This window comes from Paenirhizobium cremeum (genome assembly GCF_022884085.1).
In the GTDB taxonomy this organism is placed as follows: domain Bacteria; phylum Pseudomonadota; class Alphaproteobacteria; order Rhizobiales; family Rhizobiaceae; genus Allorhizobium; species Allorhizobium cremeum.
Genome location: NZ_JAGGCS010000002.1, coordinates 435,278 through 453,661, shown reverse-complemented (window position 1 = coordinate 453,661; position 18,384 = coordinate 435,278). Strand labels below are relative to the sequence as shown.

Sequence of the window (18,384 nt, the reverse complement as noted above, 5' to 3'; positions counted from 1 at the left end):
TAGTTGTGCGTGCTGCCCGGGCTTGGCATCGCATGTGAGAGGGGATTGCGGGGTTGGACGAATTCTACGCCATAACGCTGGTGGCAACCGCCCTTGTCCTGCTGGCCGCCTTCTCCAGCCTGATCGCATTCCGCTTCGGGGCACCCCTGCTGCTGCTCTTCCTCGTCATCGGCCTTCTGACCGGCGTGGACGGGCTCGGCATCGAATTCTCCAACAACAGGCTCGCCTACGTGCTCGGCTCGATCGCCCTTGCGATCATCCTCTTCGATTCGGGGTTCGGCACACCGCTGCAGTCCTTCAAGCTGTCTGCGGTGCCGTCGCTGACGCTTGCGACCGTCGGCGTCCTCCTGACCGCAATGCTGTTCGGCGTCGCCGCCCATCTGCTGCTCGGCTTCTCCTTCATGGAGGGACTGCTGCTCGGTTCCATCGTCGCATCGACGGATGCGGCCGCCGTCTTCTTCCTCCTGCGCATCGGCGGTATCAGCATTCGCGACAAGGTTCGCTCGACGCTCGAGGTCGAGTCCGGCACCAACGACCCGATGGCAATCTTCCTCACCATGGCGCTGGTGCAACTGCTGTCCACCGGCAAGGGCTATTCCGGTTTCGACATGGAGCTCGTCCGGCTGTTCATCGAGGAAATGGGGCTGGGCCTTGCGCTCGGCCTGATCGGCGGCGCCATCATCGTCTTCGTCCTCAAGCGTCTGTCGGTCGAGCGCGGCCTTGCTCCGATCTTCATGCTGGCGCTGGCGCTGCTGGTCTTTTCCTACACCGGCGCAGTCGGCGGCAGCGGCTTTCTCGCCGTCTATGTCGCCGGCATCTATGCAGGCAGCCAGAAGATCCCGGCGCGCGCCTCGATCACCCGTTTCCAGGATGGCCTGACCTGGCTTGCCCAGATCGTCATGTTCCTCGTTCTCGGCCTGCTTGCCACCCCCTCGCAGTTTCCTGCGATCCTGCTGCCGGCCATCCTGCTCGGCCTCTTCCTGGTTTTCGTGGCCCGTCCCCTCGCGGTCTGGATCTGCCTGCTGCCCTATGACTACACCCAGCGCGAGACCGGCTTCATTGCCTGGGTCGGCTTGCGCGGCGCGGTCTCCATCCTCCTTGCCATCCTGCCTATTCTCGGCAATCTCGAGGACGGGCAGCTCTATTTCAACACCGCCTTCATCGTTGTGATGATCTCTCTGGTGATGCAGGGCTGGACCATCAAACCCGTCGCCCGCCGGCTCGGCCTCATTATCCCGCCGCGCATCGGCGCCATCGACAAACTCGAACTCGACCTGCCGGGCGCCGCCCATCATGAACTTCTGGCCTACCGCGTGGTGGCGGACAGTCCGGTTCTGCGCGGCGAGCGCATTCCGCGCTGGGCCGCGCCCTCGCTGGTCATCCGCGACGGCAAGTCCATGCGCTACCAGTATGCCGGGCGCCTGCGCGAAAACGATCAGGTCTATCTCTTCATCGCCCCCGGCTACTCCAGGCTGCTGGACCGCCTGTTTGCCAGCAAGGCCCCGGTGGCCGAGGACGACAGCGAGTTCTTCGGCACCTTCGCGATTTCGCCTTCAACCCGCGTCGAGGATCTCGACCGCGCCTATGGCCCGCTGCTGGTAACCGAGGCCGAGCGGCAGAAAACCGTCGCCGAACTCATAGCGCAGCGTCTGGGCGGCAGCGGCGATTATGCCGATCGCGTCCGCCTCGGCACTATCGTGCTGATCGTGCGCGACATCGATGAATCGGGACATATTGCCTCGGTCGGCGTTTCGCTCGAACCCGTGGCTCCGGCGACCAACCTTCCTATCTTCTTGAATATCCGTGAACTGGCCCATGCGCTGCGAGACTATCTGCGCAAGAAACGTGCGGAACGCGCCATGGCGGCCCAGGGAGAAAATAATAAGTGATCGCCTTGCGTCGCCAGACAAGCGATGTAAAGGTCCGGCCCGTCAGCCCAGTTAACAGCAAAACGACGGGTATTATCATGCCGGCTTTCAAGACTCTCGACGATCTCACCGATATCGCGGGCAAGCGCGTTCTTGTCCGTGTCGACCTCAATGTTCCTGTCACCGACGGCAAGGTCAGTGACACGACCCGCATCGAGCGCGTTGCTCCGACGATCAAGGAACTGTCGGAAAAGGGCGCCAAGGTCATCCTGCTTGCCCATTTCGGCCGCCCGAAGGGTGAGCCTGTCGCCGACCAGTCCCTTTCGCTGATCGCTCCCGCCGTCGAGGAAGTGCTCGACCAGAAGGTCGCCTTCGCCGCCGACTGCATCGGCCCGGTCGCGGCAGACGCCATCGCCAGGATGGAAAACGGCGATATTCTGCTCCTGGAAAACACCCGCTTCCACAAGGGCGAAGAAAAGAACACGCCGGAGTTCACCGCCGAACTCGCAAAGAATGGCGATATCTTCGTCAACGACGCCTTCTCGGCCGCCCACCGTGCCCACGCCTCCACTGAGGGCCTCGCCCACCACATGCCCGCCTATGCCGGCCGCACCATGCAGGCCGAACTCGAGGCGCTGGAAAAGGGCCTCGGCAATCCGGCGCGACCGGTCGTCGCCATCGTCGGCGGCGCCAAGGTGTCCACCAAGATCGACCTCCTCTCCAACCTGGTGAAGAAGGTCGACGCGCTGGTGATCGGCGGCGGCATGGCCAACACCTTCCTCGCCGCCCAGGGCATCGATGTCGGCAAGTCGCTCTGCGAACATGACCTTGCCGAGACCGCGAAACAGATCCTCGCCACCGCCAAGGATGCCGGCTGCGCCATCGTGCTGCCGGAAGACGGTGTCGTCGCCCGCGAGTTCAAGGCAGGCGCCGACAACGAAACGGTCGACATCAAGGCCATCCCGGCCGACGCCATGGTGCTCGATGTCGGCCCGAAGTCTGTCGCGGCGATCAATGACTGGATCTCCAAGGCGTCGACCCTGGTCTGGAACGGTCCGCTCGGCGCCTTCGAAATCGCCCCCTTCGATGCAGCCACGGTTTCGGCCGCAAAACACGCTGCCGAAGAGACCCGCGCCGGCAGGCTCGTCTCCGTCGCAGGCGGTGGAGATACGGTTTCGGCGCTCAACCACGCAGGCGTGGCCGACGATTTCAGCTACGTCTCGACGGCAGGCGGCGCCTTCCTCGAATGGATGGAAGGCAAGGAACTGCCCGGCGTGGCGGTTCTCTCCTCCTCCAAATAAGCGCATTGTCGCAGGCGGCAGATTTTTGAATCTGCCGCCATTAACTTTAAGTATTTTTTATTGAATTTTAAAACGATTGAAGTGATTTCAATCGTTTCAATAGGTTAGGCTGCCATTTTCCTGTCGTAGAAGTTCTGTTATCGCCGATGTCATCTTAGTTTTGAGAGGCTGAGAAGACCGAACGTCTCGTAGAGAACGATCCGGTGATTGACCTCGGCATTGCCGATCGGTCGTCAAATCACAGAACTTACGCGCGCGCGTGATGCGCCATTTTTAGGGATAGGAGTGAAGTATGGTGGACGCGAAGATGTTGAACAAGATCAGCTCGGCGCCTGGTTTCATTGCGGCGCTGGATCAGAGCGGCGGTTCAACTCCCGGAGCTTTGCGTCTCTACGGCATTGCCGAAACCGAATACCAGGGTGACGAGGAAATGTTCCGCCTGATGCACGCCATGCGCGTCCGCATCATGAGCGCGCCCGCCTTTTCGGGCGACAAGGTTATCGGCGCCATCCTGTTCGAGCGGACCATGGACGGCGACGTCGACGGTCAGGCCGTTCCCTCCTATCTCTGGGAAAAGCGCGGCGTTGTGCCCTTTCTCAAGGTCGACAAGGGTCTTGGCGCCGAAGAAAACGGCGTTCAGCTGATGAAGCCGATGCCGGATCTGGACGCGCTTCTGATCCGCGGCCGCGAAAAGGGAATTTTCGGCACCAAGATGCGCTCGGTCATCGCCCATGCCGACAAGGCCGGTATTGCCGCCGTCGTCAAGCAGCAGTTCGAGGTGGCCCGCCAGATAATCGGCCAGGGCCTCGTCCCGATCGTCGAGCCTGAAGTTTCCATCAAGAGCCCGACAAAGAGCGAGGCCGAAGCCATTCTGCGCGACGAGATCGCCGGCCAGCTCGACAAGCTTCCCGCAGGCGAAAGCGTCATGCTGAAGGTGACGATCCCGACGGTTGACGATTTCTACGCTCCCTTGGTCGCCCACAAGTCGGTCGTCCGGGTCGTCGCCCTTTCCGGCGGCTACAGCCGCGCCGATGCCTGCGAAAAGCTGAGCCGGAACCACGGCATGATCGCGAGCTTCTCGCGCGCCCTGACGGAGAACCTGCGCGTCACCATGACCGACTCCGAGTTCAATTCGAGCCTGGCCGAGACGATCGAAGAGATCTACGCAGCAAGCGTGAACAAGGCCTGATCGGCGCGTTTACCGAAGATCTTCGAAGCCCTGCCGCAAGGCGGGGCTTCTTCGTTCTTGCATGGTAACGCTTGCCACCCCGGACGGGAAAACTATAATCGACACCGCTGAGGACGACCTCTCCCTATATTGGGCATTTGACCGGGACGACCCGAAATACCCTCTACGGGAGACAAAAATGCGCTCGACCAGCGACCGAATCCGTCACGCCATCAGCTTCGAAGTCATCGCCCTCGGCATCATTACCCCGCTTGGCGCCTGGGTCTATTCCCTTCCGTTGCACGATATCGGCGTCATCAGCGTCGGCAGTGCGGCCATCGCGATGCTGTGGAACTACGTCTACAATCTCGGCTTCGACCACGCCATGCAACGCCTGGCCGGCGGCACGGCCAAGACTGTCGCGATCCGCATTCTGCATGCGGCCCTGTTCGAGGCGGGCTTGCTCCTCGTACTCGCCCCCTTGATCGCCTGGTATCTGGTTGTGAGCCTCTGGCATGCCGTGGTGATGGACGTCTCCTTCTCGCTCTTCTACATGGTCTATGCCTTCGTCTTTAACTGGGCCTACGACCGTATCTTCCCCATTCCGCAATGGCGGTACTGGGACCAGGCGGCCGGCTGAAACAAAGTGCTGAAACCTCGGGAGATAATCATGCGTTCCATCCCCTTCGTCACCGTCGATGTGTTCACGGACACGCGTTTCGCCGGCAATCCGCTGGCCGTCATTCCCGATGCACGCGACCTGACGGACCGGGAGATGCAGCAGATCGCCACCGAATTCGGCTATTCGGAAAGCACCTTCGTCCTGCCGCCCCGCGATGAGACCGATACCGCCGAGGTCCGGATCTTCACGCCCACCACGGAAATTCCCTTCGCCGGCCATCCGAATGTCGGCACCGCCTTCGTGCTCGGCCGGCAGGGCCTCGTCTTCGGCAGGCCCGCCGGCCCTGTCATGCGTTTCGAGGAGAAGGCCGGCCCGGTCGAGGTCGCGCTGGTGAAGACCGGGGCGGATGTGACCGGCGCAACCATTCGTGCGCCGGGTCCCCTCGTCGTCGGTTCCAGCGTCGAGGCGGCAGCACTTGCCCCATGCGTCTCGCTGCACCCCTCGGACATCGCCACTGCCAGCCATCTGCCGAGCTTCGTTTCCGTCGGCCTCAAGTTCATCGTCGCCGAAGTCACAAGCCTCGACGCCTTGGGCCGGGCGGGACCGAATATCGACGCAGTCAGGGCGCTGAAACAGGCTTTTCCGCATGAGGAAAGCGATTGCTCCACCTTCCTTTACACCCACGCCGGCAAGGATCACATCCGCGCCCGCATGTTCGCGCCGCTGGACAATGTCCCGGAAGATCCGGCGACCGGCAGCGCTTCCGCCGCCCTCGGCGCCTATCTGGCCATGCTGTCCAACGCAACGGGCCGGCGGCACCTGCTTATCGAACAGGGTGTCGAAATGGGGCGCCGCAGCCTGATCCGTCTCGATATCGAAAGCCGGGAAGGCGTCCTGGAAAACGTTAGGGTCACCGGCGGCTGCGTCGAGGTCATGCGCGGCGCGATTTCCCTCTGATGGCCCTTAAGGCCGGATCAGCAACGTCACCGACCAGATCACGAAGGCGATCAGCGCAATCTTCCAGAAATCCGCGCGGCAGCGCAGACCGGGGAGGCCCAGCGGCTTGATGACCTGGATCGCCATGGCGAGCATCAGCAGGACGGCGATCAGCTTGTTCACCACGGTCGAGAAACCTTTCGTGCAGCCGAATCCGGCACGGTCACAACGGCGACACTTTTGCCCGCCAGAAATTTCTGTCGCAAGCACTATATCGTTCAGATATCGCTAGGGACCTTGCGCTAGACTGCGACGTTACAGATCCTTCCTTCAATCCATAAAGCATAACCGACCGACAGAGACGCCATGCGACGAAATCTCCTGCCTGTCATGGCCCTTCTCATGGGCACCCTCTTCCTCTTTCTCGGCAATGGCCTGCACGGTCTGCTGCTGCCTGTGCGCGGCGCGGAGGAAGGCTATTCCAACGAGATCCTCGGCTTTCTCGGAACCTCGTGGGCGACGGGCTTCGTGCTCGGCTGCTTCATCGCACCCAAGCTGGTCATGCGGGTCGGCCATGTCAGGGCCTTCTCGGCTTTCGTTTCTCTGATTTCGCTGATCGCGCTGCTGACCGGCATCGTCGTCGACGACTATTGGTGGGTGGCCCTGCGCGCCATCACCGGCTTCTCTACGGCCGGCACCTCGATGATTATCGAAAGCTGGTTGAACGAGCGCGCGACCAACGAGACGCGCGGAACGATCTTCTCCTTCTACATCTCCATTACGCTGATCGGTGTCGTCGGCGGACAGATGCTGGTCGGCGTCTTCGATCCGTCGACCACCATCCTGTTCATGATCTGCGGCATGCTCTATTGCGTGGCCGTGCTGCCGACCACCATGTCGACAGCCGCAAGCCCCCAGCCGCTCAAATCCGTCAGCCTCGATCTGCCGACGCTTTACCGCAACTCACCGGTCTCCTTTGTCGGCATCCTGCTGATCGGCATCGCCAACGGTGCATATGGCACGCTGGGAGCCGTGTTCGGCGCCCGCGCCGGCCTGTCGCCGAGCGTCATCGCGATCATGCTGTCGATCACCATCTTTCTCGGCGCGATCATGCAGTTTCCCTCCGGCAAGGCGTCGGATAGGACGGACCGCCGCTATGTACTCGCCGCCCTGTCCGCCATGGCAGCGCTGGCGGCACTGGTGCTCGTCGTGTTTCGCCCGGCAGATCCGGTGATGATGATCGTCTTCGTCGCCTTTTATGGCGCAGCCGCAAACGCGCTCTATCCCATCGCCGTCGCTCATGCCAACGACTTCGCCACGACCGACGATTTCGTGAAAGTGTCCGGCGGCCTGCTGCTGCTCTACGGTATCGGCACCATTATCGGCCCGACCATCGGCGGTCCGGTCATGACTCAGCTCGGCCCCTATGCGCTGTTCGCGGTTACGGCCACGGCCCATGTCCTGCTCACCGCCTACGCTATCTACCGCAGCCGCCTGCGCGCGGCGATTCCGGCTGCCGATCGCGAAAACGTCCCGAACATTCCGGTGACCGCCTCGCCGATGAGCACGCCGGAAAGCCTGACGCTCGATCCCCGCGCCGCACCGCTGCAGGAACCGCATGAGACCGGCGGCAATCCGCCGCCGAAGGAGGCAAACCCATGACATTCGACGAGGAACGCCCCAGGAAACCCGTGATCCACGAGATCGGCAGCGACCTTTCCAGCGTTTCCGCAGAGGAACTGCACGCCCGAATCGCAGCGCTCCTGGAGGAGATCGCGCGGATCGAGGCGGAGATCGCTCGCAAGGACGCCGGCAAGCGCGCAGCCGACAGCTTCTTTCGACCTAAAGTATAATACTGCGTATTTTGCCTCTATTTTGTACCGAACCGGGAAATTTCAGAGCTTCAACTTGGAATTAACCTTTTGTTAAGCCTTTTGCGCGAATGTAATTCCATCCAGTTCTTCTGGATTCAGGCCATTTCTCCACGTGGCGAATTCGTCTGATTTTTCTCCCTGTTTTACCTTGAGAGCCGCTTTTGCGGCTCTTCTTTTCCGTTGCGCCCGGTTTCCGCAAAATTGTGGGAATTAACCCTTCTTTAAGAAACGGCTTGCGCGTTTGCGGTATTGGTAGCATCGTAGCGTCATGAAAGACGGCGGGAACAAGTAAGTTACACCTCCGTTCATGATAAAAAGTGATGCGTAAAACAGGGGTGAATCGATGTCTGAACTCGGATTGAATACCGTGAGCTTTGCGGGCCGTGCTGCCGCATCGTCTCAGTTCAAGGCGACCTATGCCGAAGGCATGGGACTTGTCGAAGAAACCGCCGCCTATCTGGATGGCCCCGGTCGCGCCGCCGCAAAGGTTCTGCCGCGCATGGCGTCCGTCCTCTACGCTGCCGAATCCATGCGCCTCACCACCCGCCTGATGCAGATGGCCTCCTGGCTGCTGCTGCAGCGCGCCGTCAACAACGGCGAAATGAGCCGCGAACAGGTCTTGTCGGAAAAGAGCAAGGTGCGTCTTGACGGCTTCAACGTCGATCGCAATGCGCCGGGCTGGAACGACCTGCCGGAATCCTTCCGCGACCTGGTCGAACGCTCGCTCCGCCTGCAAAACCGCATCGCCCTGCTCGACCGCGAAATCTATCGCCCGTCGGATGCGACGATCGTGCCGGACAACGAAAACAGCGTCCAGGCCCAGCTTGATCTTCTGCGCACGGCATTCAGCACCAACTGACAACCGATCCACCGCAGCGAATACTTGCCCGGCATGCTCACCGCATCGCCGGGTTTTTCTTATTTTGCCGCCTGGCGGACATAAAAAAAGCCCGGACGAACCGGGCCTTTCGAAACGATCTTGAAGCGTCGATCAGAGACCGAGGCCGCCGAAACGCTTGTTGAACTTCGAAACGCGACCGCCACGGTCCATGAGCTGCTGGTTGCCGCCCGTCCATGCCGGATGCGACTTCGGGTCGATTTCGAGGTTCATGACAGCGCCTTCCGAACCCCAGGTCGAACGGGTTTCGTATTCGGTGCCATCGGTCATGACCACTTTGATGGTGTGGTAGTCGGGATGGATGTCAGCCTTCATAATTTTCTTCCTGCTGTGCCGGAGGTCCATTTGACGCAATTGCGCCTTGCGGTCCTATTCAATAAATGAAGCCGCAGTCCGATCAGGCCACGGCTTCCCAATTCGATGGGGTGCCTATACATGAAGGGCGCGAGGATAACAAGAGCCATGGCGCTAAAGCGCTCGCGCGCGCATTGGTGGAGAAGAGTGAAGTGTCAGCAATCGACGAAACCGAAGCAAAGAAGCGCCGTTCGCTAAGACCGCTGGCGCAGTTTCTGCCCTATCTCGCACGCCACCGTTCGCTGGTCGTCGGTGCAATCTTCTTCCTCTGCCTTGCCGCGGCGACCATGCTCGCGCTCCCGCTTGCCGTTCGCCGCATGGTCGACCACGGCTTCAACGCTGCCGATAGCGGCTTCATCAACAACTATTTCGGCATGCTGATGATTATGGCCATGGTGCTGGCAGTGGCAAGCGGCATGCGATACTACTACGTCATCACCATCGGTGAGCGCATCGTCTCCGACCTGCGCCGGCAGGTCTTCGCCCATGTCGCGACGCTCTCTCCCGCCTTTTTCGACGTCAACCAGTCCGGTGAGATCGTCTCGCGCCTGACGGCGGATACCACGCAGATCAAGGCCGCGGTCGGCTCCACCGCCTCCCAGGCGCTGCGCAACTCCATCCTTTGTCTCGGCGCGATGGGCATGATGATCTACACGAGCCCGCGGCTCTCCGTGCTGGTGCTCATCGCGATCCCGATCATTGTCTTCCCGCTGGTCGCTTTCGGCCGCTCCGTGCGCAAGCGCTCCCGCGCCGCGCTGGACCGCCTCGCCAGCGCCTCCTCTTTCGCGGCCGAAACCATCGGAGCGGCACGCACGGTGCAGGCCTTCAATGCAGAGAAAGCAGCAACGGCGCGCTATGCACAGACGGTCGAGGACGCCTATGAGGCCGCCCGCGCCGCCATCAAGTCGCGCGCGCTTTTGACCGGCATCGCCATCTCGCTGGTTTTCGGCAGCGTCGTCGCCGTTCTCTGGTTCGGTGCGCAAAGCGTGCTTGCCGGAACCCTGTCGGCCGGCACGCTCGGCCAGTTCCTCCTCTATTCCGTAATCGCCGCGGGATCGATGGGCACGCTCTCGGAGATCTGGGGCGAACTTTCGCAGGCTTCCGGCGCGGCCGAGCGTCTGACCGAACTGCTGCAGGAACGCTCCGCCATCACCGCACCGTCCGCCCCGCTCCCTCTGCCCCAGCCGCCGCTCGGCCAGGTCACCTTCGAGGATGTGCACTTCGCCTATCCCTCGCATCCCGGAAAATCGGCGCTTAAGGGCCTGTCCTTCAAGGTGGAAGCGGGCGAGACGATCGCCATCGTCGGCCCCTCCGGCGCCGGCAAGAGCACGGTCTTCTCGCTGCTTCTGCGCTTCTACGATCCGGCACGCGGCATCGTCCGTCTCGACGGGCTCGACCTTCGCGACGTCGATCCCCATGCTCTGCGCGACCGCATGGCCATCGTGCCGCAGGACGTCACGATTTTTGCCACCTCGATCCACGAGAACATCGCCTTCGGCTCGCCGCAGGCGACCCGGGAGATGGTGGAGGCGGCGGCGGAGGCAGCGCAGGCGAGCGAATTCATCAGGCGTCTCGAGCGCGGTTTCGAGACCGAGGTCGGCGAACGCGGCATCACGCTCTCCGGCGGCCAGCGCCAGCGGATCGCGATTGCCCGCGCCCTGCTGCGCAATGCCCCTGTCCTTCTCCTCGACGAGGCAACATCTGCGCTGGATGCCGAAAGCGAGACGCTTGTGCAAAAGGCTCTCGACGGGCTGATGCGGAATCGGACCACCATCGTCATCGCCCACCGCCTCGCAACCGTTCTCAAGGCCGACCGCATCCTGGTTCTCGATGACGGGCGGATTGTCGAGCAGGGCACCCACCAGAGCCTGATCCAGCAGGGCGGTCTCTATGCCAAGCTCGCCCGGCTCCAGTTCGAAAGCGGCGCCGCAGACTTCATGGCAGCCGCCAAATAGCACTACGCGCCGGCCGAGCGGCCGGCGATCCGTCCGGAAAACAGGCAGCCTCCGAGGAACGTGCCTTCCAGCGCGCTGTAGCCATGCACGCCGCCACCGCCGAAACCGGCGACCTCGCCAGCTGCAAAGAGCCCTGGCACCGGCCTGTTGGTCTTGTCCAGAACACGCGCTGAAAGATCGGTGTGCAGCCCGCCCAGTGTCTTGCGCGTCAGAATGTGAAGGCGCACGCCGATCAGCGGTCCGGCATCGGGATCGAGCAGGCGATGCGGCTTCGCGGTCCGCATAAGCCGATCGCCCAGGAAGCGGCGGGCGCCGCGGATGGCCGTCACCTGCGCGTCCTTGCCAAACCCGTTGTCGATCTGTCTGTCGCGCGCCTCGATCTGCGCCCGGATGTGATGAATGCCGAGGCGATGTTCGCCGCTGAGTTCGTTCATCCCGGCCACCAGATCCTCAAGCGTATCGCGCACGACGAAATCCTCGCCCTTGTCCATGAAGGCCTGGACCGGTCCGGGCGGGTTGCGACCGAGACGCTTGAGCAGGAGCCGGATATTCTTGCCCGTCAGGTCCGGATTCTGCTCGGACCCGGAAAGCGCGAATTCACGCTTGATGATCGCCTTGTTGAGGATGAACCAGCTGTAATCGTCCCCTCGCGCCCGGATCGCCTTCAGCGTCGCCAGCGTATCGAAGCCGGGCAGCGCTGGCGCATCGAACCGATTGCCATCGGCATCGCACCAGAAGGACGAGGGACCCGGTAGGATGCGGATGCCGTGGTTCGGCCAGATCGGGTCGAAGTTGCGCAGTCCTTCGGTGTAATGCCACATCCGGTCGCCGTTGATGACCTCGCCGCCCACAGCTTGCGCAATCGCGATCATCCGGCCATCGACATATTGCGGGACACCCGCCACCATGGATTTCGGTGCAGGGCCAAGGCGCGCGACCGGCCAATTCTTGCGCACCAGATCGTGGTTGCCGCCAATACCGCCGGAAGCGACGATGACCGCTCCCGCGGCAATCTCGAATTCGCTCTCCGGAAAGCGCGAGGTCGCAGCCCCACGCGGCGCTCCGTCCGCGGCGAGCACGGTGCCGCGCGCGCCGGCAACCACGCCGTTGGTGACGACAAGCTGATCCACCTGATGGCGGAAGCGAAAGAACAGGAGCCCCTTTCCCTCGGCCTCCCGCACGCGGCGAATAAACGGCGCCAGAACCGCCGGACCGGTTCCCCAGGTGATGTGAAAGCGAGGAACCGAGTTTCCGTGTCCATCCGCGCGCGATCCTCCACGTTCAGCCCAGCCGACCACCGGAAACCAGCGCATGCCCTGCTGATGCAGCCAGGCGCGCTTCTCCCCGGCGGCAAAGTCCAGATAGGCATCCGCCCATTGGCGCGGCCAATAATCCTCCGGACGGTCAAAACCGGCCGAGCCCAGCCAGTCCTGCCGCGCTAGGTCGATAGTGTCGCGAATACCCATGCGACGCTGCTCGGGACTGTCGATGAAAAAAAGCCCGCCCAGCGACCAGAAGGCCTGTCCGCCGAGATTCTGCTCTCCCTCCTGATCGATCACGCAAACCCTGAGACCGCGATCCGCCGCCTCCGCCGCTGCCACAAGACCGGCAAGTCCGGCTCCGATCACCAGTACGTCGCAATCCATCCGCGCAATCCTCCCCGATCGCCTCGATGAATTTACCTTTACGGGCACGTAAGGAGTTGCACAACCTGTGAACTTTAGGGGCACCCCATCGGGGCATGCGAGCTTCAGGCATTGCTCAATTTTTCGGAAGTGACCGGAAGGGGCCGCAACGTCCGATCCTGGCCGCCATCATGAAAGCAAATCGCGTCGGCGGCGCGCTCAGCGCTCGGTCAGCTTCAATTCGATACGGCGATTCTGCGCACGCGCCTCGGGACTGTCGCCTTCGGCAATCGGCTGGTATTCGCCGAAACCAGCCGCGACCAAGCGGTTGGACGGCACGCCCTTGGAGATCAGGTATTTGACCACCGAAATGGCGCGGGCGGCGGAAAGCTCCCAGTTGTCGGCATAACGGCCCGCACCCGTCAGCGGCACATTGTCGGTATGACCGTCGACCCGCAGCACCCAGTTGATCTCCGCCGGAATCTCACGGGCAAGATCGAGCAGGGCGGTCGCGAGCTTCGCCATCTCGACCTCGCCTTCCGGGTTGAGTTCATTGCTGCCCGAGGAAAAAAGAACTTCCGACTGGAAGACGAAACGGTCACCGACGATACGAATGTTCTCACGATCGGAAAGAATCTCGCGCAACCGGCCGAAGAAGTCGGAGCGATAGCGGTTGAGTTCCTGAACCCGCTGGGCGAGTGCAACGTTCAGGCGGCGGCCAAGATCGGCGATCTTGGCCTGGGACGCCTGATCCTTGGCTTCGGATGCCTGCAGCGCCTCCTCGACGGCGGCGATCTGCGCCCTGAGGGCTGCGATCTGCTGGTTGAGCAGTTCGATCTGGCTCATCGCCCGCTCGCTGACCTGCTTTTCCTCAAGGAGTTCCTGGGTAAGCCGGCCAACCTTCTGGTTGGCGACGTCGGAAGCGCCGGCGCCGCTGGCCAGCAATTGCTGCAGCCGGGTGCGCTCGCTCTCGGAGGCGGACAGCGACGATTGCAGCGAAGCAAGCGTGTCCTCGAGATCCTGCTTGCCGCTCTTCTCGAGCGCAAGCAGCTGGGTAAGTTCCGCGATCTGGCTGTTCAGCCGGTTGAGCACTTCGTCACGGCCGGAAATCTCGCGGCTGAGAATGAACTGCGCAACCACGAAAACCGTGAGCAGGAACATGATTGCCAGAAGCAGCGTCGACAGCGCATCGACGAAGCCCGGCCAGTAATCGACGCCCCGTTCGCGGCGGCGGTTGCGGGCGAGCGCCATGTTACTTGCCCCCGCCGATCTTCTCGTTCAATTTGTCGAGGGTCTTGCGCATGGCCCGCGCCTCATCCTGCTGCGCCTCGATCCAGTCGCGCAGCATCTGCTGCTCGTTGCGCATGTTCTTGACGAGGCCCTGTATGCCCTCGGCCAGACCGGCAATCGCGGAAAGCGACTTGTCACTCTCGACGACACCCTCCCGGTCGGCGATCCTAGCGAGCTGATCGATCAGCCGCGCCAGTTCCTCGGACTGCGGCACGCCGCCGTTTTCGAAGGGGGTGACCATATCGGAATCGACATCGGTCACCGAGGAAAGCCAGTTTTCCAGCTCCGTATAGAAGCGGTTCTGCGCGCGCCCGGCCTGCAGATCGAGAAAGCCGAGAATGAGCGAGCCGGAAAGACCGAGCAGCGACGACGAGAACGCGGTGCCCATGCCGGCCAGCGGGGCGGTAAGGCCGCTCTTCAACGCCTGAAGAACGTCGTTGCTATCGCCGGAACCTGCAGGATCGAGCGACTGGATCACGGAACTGATCGAACCGATGGTGCCGAGCAGGCCCCAGAAGGTGCCGAGCAGGCCGAGGAAGACGAGGAGCCCGATCAGGTAACGGGAGGTATCGCGCGACTCGTCGAGGCGGGTTGCGATCGAATCGAGAATCGACCGCAACGCCGTCGTCGAGATCGCCACCGAGCGGCGACGACCGATCAGGGCGCGCATCGGCGCAAGCAGCCTCGGCTCGCGTCCGGCCTTCTCGATCCCGCCTGCGGCGCGGAACGAGTTGAACCAGCGCACCTCCGGCCTGAGCGCGAGGACATGATTGAAGACGAGGATGATGCCGATCGCCAGAACGCCGAGAATAAGGCTGTTCAGGCCCGGATTGGTGACGAAGGCGGCATGGGCCTGCCGGTAGAGAATGGCGGTGATGAAACCGACGATGATGAGGAAAATCACCATGGTGGTGAAGAATGGCATCGGGCTGGACAGCTTGTGGCCGTCGTCCCCTGCCCCGGTTTCGGCCGCTTCCAGGTCCGCCAGCTTCACTTTCGCCATGTCTTCCTCAGCCTCCGGGAATCTCGCAACGCGAAGCTAGCGGAAGATTGAGACGAATTGAAGCCGCGTGGACGGCGAAGGCACAGATCAGTTCTTCGGCACCGGACGGCCGAGAACCTCGATCAGTTCCTTGCGGATATATTCGTTGCCGGCCACCACGGTACCGGTGTGGAACATTTCCGTGCCGCCATGCATGTCGCTGACGAAACCGCCGGCTTCGCGGATCATCAGCAGGCCGGCCGCCATGTCCCAGGGAGAAAGTCCGGCTTCCCAGAAACCGTCGAGCCGGCCGGCAGCGACATAGGCAAGGTCGAGCGCGGCAGCGCCCATGCGGCGAACGCCTGCCGCCTCACCCATGACATGGCGCAGTTCGACGAGGAACTTGCCGTGCGCGCCGCGGCCGAGATGCGGAATGCCGCAGCCGATGACGCTGTCGGACAGAACCTTGCGCGCAGCCACACGGATGCGGCGGTCGTTGAGGAAGGCTCCGCCGCCCTTTTCGGCGGTGTAGAGTTCGTCGGTCGCGGGATTGAAAATGACACCGGCGACGAGTTCGTCATTGCGCTCGAGCGCGATAGAGACGGCGAACTGCGGAATGCCGTGCAGGAAGTTGGTGGTGCCGTCGAGCGGATCGACGATCCAGCGATGCGCGCCATCGGTTCCCTTGATCTCCTCGCTCTCCTCGCCGAGGAAGCCGTAGGTTGGGCGAGCCTTCATCAATTCGTCGCGCACGAGCTTTTCGGCCTTCAGGTCGGCCTGCGAAACGAAATCGCCCGGCCCCTTCACGGAAACCTGCAGGTTCTGCACCTCGCCGAAGTCGCGCGCCAGGGATTTGCCTGCCTTGAGGGCAGCCTGAACCATGACATTGAGAAGAGCTGAACGGGCCATTGATCGATATCCTTGAAAAGCGGCGTGGCGCCGGATGACGGCGGCAGGAGCGCGCGATTGCTCGCGGCGGCAGTTGGGGCGGTTCAAGACCACAATTGCGGCCAAAATTCAAGGGGCTTGGGCCAAAGCGCCGGAAGAAGCGCTTCAGACCACCGCCTGCAGTCGCTCGGCGGCAAGACCGGCGCCGACGGCGAGGAGCGTGGCGAGGAAGACGTGAACGGCGAAGCCGCGCTGACCGAAGGCGAAGGCATAGGCTGCCTTGGCGACCATGTTGGTCACCACGGCGATACCGATCGCACGCGCCGCCAGCGCCATATCGAGAGACGGAAGCATGCCCGCGACCGTCACCGCGACGGCATCCACATCGGCAAGGGCTGAAATGGCCGAGGCGGCAAGAAGACCGGCATTGCCGAAATGGGCGGTCGCCGCCCGGGCCAGAAACGCAACCGCCGTCAGCAGCGCCGCCATTTTAGCGACTGCCGTCAATTCGAAAGGATTGCCGAGCGACCGCTCGCCCGAGGCGCCTTGTTGCCGGCGGGCAAGCAGGAGGGCGTAGACGCTCATCACGGCGGTCGAAAGCCCGAGCGGAACCAGAAGTTGGGGCAGGACGGAGGATGCGAGAGCGCCGATCAGGAAGACCGTCCGCAAAAGCGAGACTGCGCCCGCGGCAACCGCGCCCGCCGCCAGCGATGCGACGCCCGTGCCGTCGTGCCCGGCGACCTTCCGGCTCCGTCTTGCGAATTCGACAGTGGTACCGGTCGAGGAAACGAGGCCGCCGATTGCGCCGCCGACGAGATCGCCGCGCGAGGCGCCGAGTGTGCGGACAGCGATGTAGCCGACGAAGGAGATCGAGGCGAGCGTAATTGCCAGCAGCACGAGGCTGCGAGGCACGACACCGCCATAGGGCCCGACAGGATCGGAAGGAATGACCGGCAAAAGCACGAAGGTCATCGTCAGCAGGATGATCGCGGAGCGCAGTTCGACCCACCGCATCTGCCGGATCGCGCCATGCAGGAATTCACGCCCCGCAAGGAGCGCTGCAAGCGCGGCGCCGCCGGCGGATGCCAGCACCATGTCGCCCGTGACCGCAAGCGCCCCGAGGCCATAGGTCAGGATGGCAACGATGACCGAGGTTACGCTATAGGACTGCTGGGCGATTGCCTCGCGCAGCTCGAAGATCGCCATGACGATGGCAATCACCACCAGGAAACCGACAATGACCGCACCCGGATAGGAGGCGCCGCCGCCGAGGCTGCGTTCCAGAAGACCGGCGACGCCACCGGCCATGCCGATCATTGTGAAGGTGCGGATGCCCGCCGTCCGGGCGCCTTCCGGTTCGTCGCGCTCCCGCCAGTGCCGCTCGACACCGACGGCGGCCCCGATGGCGATCGCCAGCCCCAGCCGCTCGAAGAGCTCGACATTGTCCACCTCTGCCTCCCCCGCCCCTTGGAGAGCGATTATCCCCGGCGGAATTTGTTCGCCGCGTCGATGGCCTTCTTCTGCTCCTCATCGGTCAGGCCCAGATAGAAGTCCTCGAGCGCGGGGTCCTTCAGTCCGGCGCGCCTGGAAAGAACATACCACTTTGCGGCCTCGATCGGGTCCGGTTTCGTGCCGAGCGCGTTGATGTAGAGATGCGATAGCCGGTTCTGCGCCACCGCATTGCCGCGTTTCGCCGCAATCGACAGCCAGCGGAAACCCTTCTCGTAATCGCGTGGCCCGCCGACGCCGTTGACCAGCCAGATGCCCATGTCGAGCTGAGCCGTGTCGAAGCCGGCCCGCGCCGCGCGGGCAAGCCATTCGCGCGCCTTGCTCTTCTTTTCTTCCGGCAGGTCCTTCATCACGCTGTAGATCTGCGCAACCGCATATTGGGCGTCGGCGACGCCCTGTTCGGCCGACTTCTCGTAATAGGGCAGGGCAAGCGTCAGCCCCCGCACGCCGGGATTGTCGGCAACGAGAAGCTGGGCCCAGTTGAACTGCGCCGAACTGTTGCCCCCATCGGCGGCCTTGCGCATGTATTCGTCGGCCTTGGCCTTGTCGCGGGGAACGTCCCGGCCCTCCATCAGAAGCAGGGCATACTTGAACATGGCAGCGGGATCGCCGCCGGCCGCCGCCTGACCGTACCAGAAGGCGGCCCCCTTGGTGTCCTTCTTGACGCCGAGACCGCGCGCCATCAGCTCCGCCAGCAATGTCTGCGCAGCCGGATCGCCGAGTTGCGCTCGCGGCAGGGCCTTGTCGATGGCAGTCGTGAACAGGCCGCGCTGATAGGCGCCATAGGCCTCGTCGACCGGTCCCTTATATTCCTTTTCCGCCGGAGCATCCGGCAGCGGCGCGCCCATGCGGGCAAAGATGTTGATGCCCTGCGGATCGTCTTCCGCTTCCGCCTTCCCGTCTTCCGCGGCTCCGTCCTTTTTATCCCCGGTCGTTTCCGCCTCCGTCGACGGTCTCGGACCGCGGTCGAGCGCTCCCGCATCGGACGGCGTGAGCGGCCTCATCGTCGGCTGATCCCCGGCTTGCTGCGCGACGGCGGCAACCGGCAGGCCGGCGGAACCCGCGACAAGCATGGCGAAAAGGACAGGAAGACGAAGAAGACGAGTGCGCATAT

Annotated in this window: 17 protein-coding genes; 9 read left to right on the top strand and 8 right to left on the bottom strand. The window is 62.9% G+C overall.

Annotated elements, in window-relative coordinates; translation table 11 throughout:
• Nucleotides 1-53: 53 nt before the first annotated feature.
• The 5 genes from J5N58_RS05575 to J5N58_RS05555 all read left to right on the top strand — a co-directional run bounded on the left by J5N58_RS05575 (nt 54) and on the right by J5N58_RS05555 (nt 5,916).
• The gene (locus J5N58_RS05575) at nt 54-1,889 is read left to right on the top strand and encodes a potassium/proton antiporter (protein ID WP_112828668.1); all 1,836 of its coding nucleotides are present in this window, start codon (nt 54-56) and stop codon (nt 1,887-1,889) included.
• A 77-nt stretch (nt 1,890-1,966) separates the two neighbouring features.
• Complete coding sequence (locus J5N58_RS05570; protein WP_112828814.1) at nt 1,967-3,169, top strand: phosphoglycerate kinase; 1,203 nt, start codon at nt 1,967-1,969, stop codon at nt 3,167-3,169.
• Nucleotides 3,170-3,461: 292 nt separating this feature from the next.
• Nucleotides 3,462-4,358, top strand: coding sequence for a fructose bisphosphate aldolase (locus J5N58_RS05565; protein WP_112828669.1), 897 nt, complete (start codon nt 3,462-3,464; stop codon nt 4,356-4,358).
• Between the two features lie 178 nt (nt 4,359-4,536).
• Complete coding sequence (locus J5N58_RS05560) at nt 4,537-4,977, top strand: PACE efflux transporter (protein ID WP_113442255.1); 441 nt, start codon at nt 4,537-4,539, stop codon at nt 4,975-4,977.
• A 30-nt stretch (nt 4,978-5,007) separates the two neighbouring features.
• Nucleotides 5,008-5,916 carry a PhzF family phenazine biosynthesis protein gene (locus J5N58_RS05555; RefSeq protein WP_244709981.1) on the top strand — a complete coding sequence of 303 codons (909 nt, stop codon included), beginning with the start codon at nt 5,008-5,010 and terminating at the stop codon, nt 5,914-5,916.
• 6 nt (nt 5,917-5,922) lie between these two features.
• On the opposite strand, the gene J5N58_RS05550 is transcribed toward J5N58_RS05555, so the two are convergent.
• Nucleotides 5,923-6,081, bottom strand: coding sequence for a hypothetical protein (locus J5N58_RS05550; RefSeq protein ID WP_244710124.1), 159 nt, complete (start codon nt 6,079-6,081; stop codon nt 5,923-5,925).
• 180 nt (nt 6,082-6,261) lie between these two features.
• Here J5N58_RS05550 and J5N58_RS05545 point away from each other — a divergent pair, with 180 nt between their 5' ends.
• The 3 genes from J5N58_RS05545 to rcdA all read left to right on the top strand — a co-directional run bounded on the left by J5N58_RS05545 (nt 6,262) and on the right by rcdA (nt 8,628).
• Nucleotides 6,262-7,557, top strand: a complete 1,296-nt coding sequence (locus tag J5N58_RS05545; protein ID WP_112828672.1) for an MFS transporter — start codon at nt 6,262-6,264, stop codon at nt 7,555-7,557.
• Nucleotides 7,554-7,748 (top strand): DUF1192 domain-containing protein, encoded by a 195-nt coding sequence (locus J5N58_RS05540; RefSeq protein WP_244709979.1) that lies wholly within the window; start codon nt 7,554-7,556, stop codon nt 7,746-7,748. The genes J5N58_RS05545 and J5N58_RS05540 overlap by 4 nt, the downstream gene beginning before the upstream one ends.
• Before the next feature lie 364 nt (nt 7,749-8,112).
• Nucleotides 8,113-8,628, top strand: coding sequence for a protease adaptor protein RcdA (gene rcdA / locus J5N58_RS05535; protein ID WP_112828674.1), 516 nt, complete (start codon nt 8,113-8,115; stop codon nt 8,626-8,628).
• Between the two features lie 132 nt (nt 8,629-8,760).
• On the opposite strand, the gene rpmE is transcribed toward rcdA, so the two are convergent.
• The gene (gene rpmE / locus J5N58_RS05530) at nt 8,761-8,982 is read right to left on the bottom strand and encodes a 50S ribosomal protein L31 (protein WP_003497640.1); all 222 of its coding nucleotides are present in this window, start codon (nt 8,980-8,982) and stop codon (nt 8,761-8,763) included.
• Between the two features lie 65 nt (nt 8,983-9,047).
• Between rpmE and J5N58_RS05525 the strand changes: the two genes are divergently transcribed.
• Nucleotides 9,048-10,976 carry an ABC transporter transmembrane domain-containing protein gene (locus J5N58_RS05525; RefSeq protein WP_280519900.1) on the top strand — a complete coding sequence of 643 codons (1,929 nt, stop codon included), beginning with the start codon at nt 9,048-9,050 and terminating at the stop codon, nt 10,974-10,976.
• Nucleotides 10,977-10,978: 2 nt separating this feature from the next.
• Here J5N58_RS05525 and J5N58_RS05520 read toward each other — a convergent pair whose 3' ends face one another.
• The 6 genes from J5N58_RS05520 to J5N58_RS05495 all read right to left on the bottom strand — a co-directional run bounded on the left by J5N58_RS05520 (nt 10,979) and on the right by J5N58_RS05495 (nt 18,382).
• Nucleotides 10,979-12,622, bottom strand: a complete 1,644-nt coding sequence (locus J5N58_RS05520) for an FAD-binding dehydrogenase (protein WP_244709975.1) — start codon at nt 12,620-12,622, stop codon at nt 10,979-10,981.
• A 198-nt stretch (nt 12,623-12,820) separates the two neighbouring features.
• A complete protein-coding gene (locus J5N58_RS05515; RefSeq protein WP_112828677.1) occupies nt 12,821-13,852 on the bottom strand; it encodes a peptidoglycan -binding protein in 1,032 nt (343 codons plus the stop codon).
• A gap of 1 nt (nt 13,853) precedes the next feature.
• Complete coding sequence (locus J5N58_RS05510) at nt 13,854-14,894, bottom strand: flagellar motor protein MotA (protein ID WP_112828678.1); 1,041 nt, start codon at nt 14,892-14,894, stop codon at nt 13,854-13,856.
• An 87-nt stretch (nt 14,895-14,981) separates the two neighbouring features.
• The gene (locus J5N58_RS05505; protein ID WP_112828679.1) at nt 14,982-15,782 is read right to left on the bottom strand and encodes an inositol monophosphatase family protein; all 801 of its coding nucleotides are present in this window, start codon (nt 15,780-15,782) and stop codon (nt 14,982-14,984) included.
• Nucleotides 15,783-15,926: 144 nt separating this feature from the next.
• A complete protein-coding gene (locus tag J5N58_RS05500; RefSeq protein ID WP_244709973.1) occupies nt 15,927-17,210 on the bottom strand; it encodes an MgtC/SapB family protein in 1,284 nt (427 codons plus the stop codon).
• A 29-nt stretch (nt 17,211-17,239) separates the two neighbouring features.
• Complete coding sequence (locus J5N58_RS05495; protein ID WP_244709971.1) at nt 17,240-18,382, bottom strand: tetratricopeptide repeat protein; 1,143 nt, start codon at nt 18,380-18,382, stop codon at nt 17,240-17,242.
• Nucleotides 18,383-18,384 lie beyond the last annotated feature (2 nt).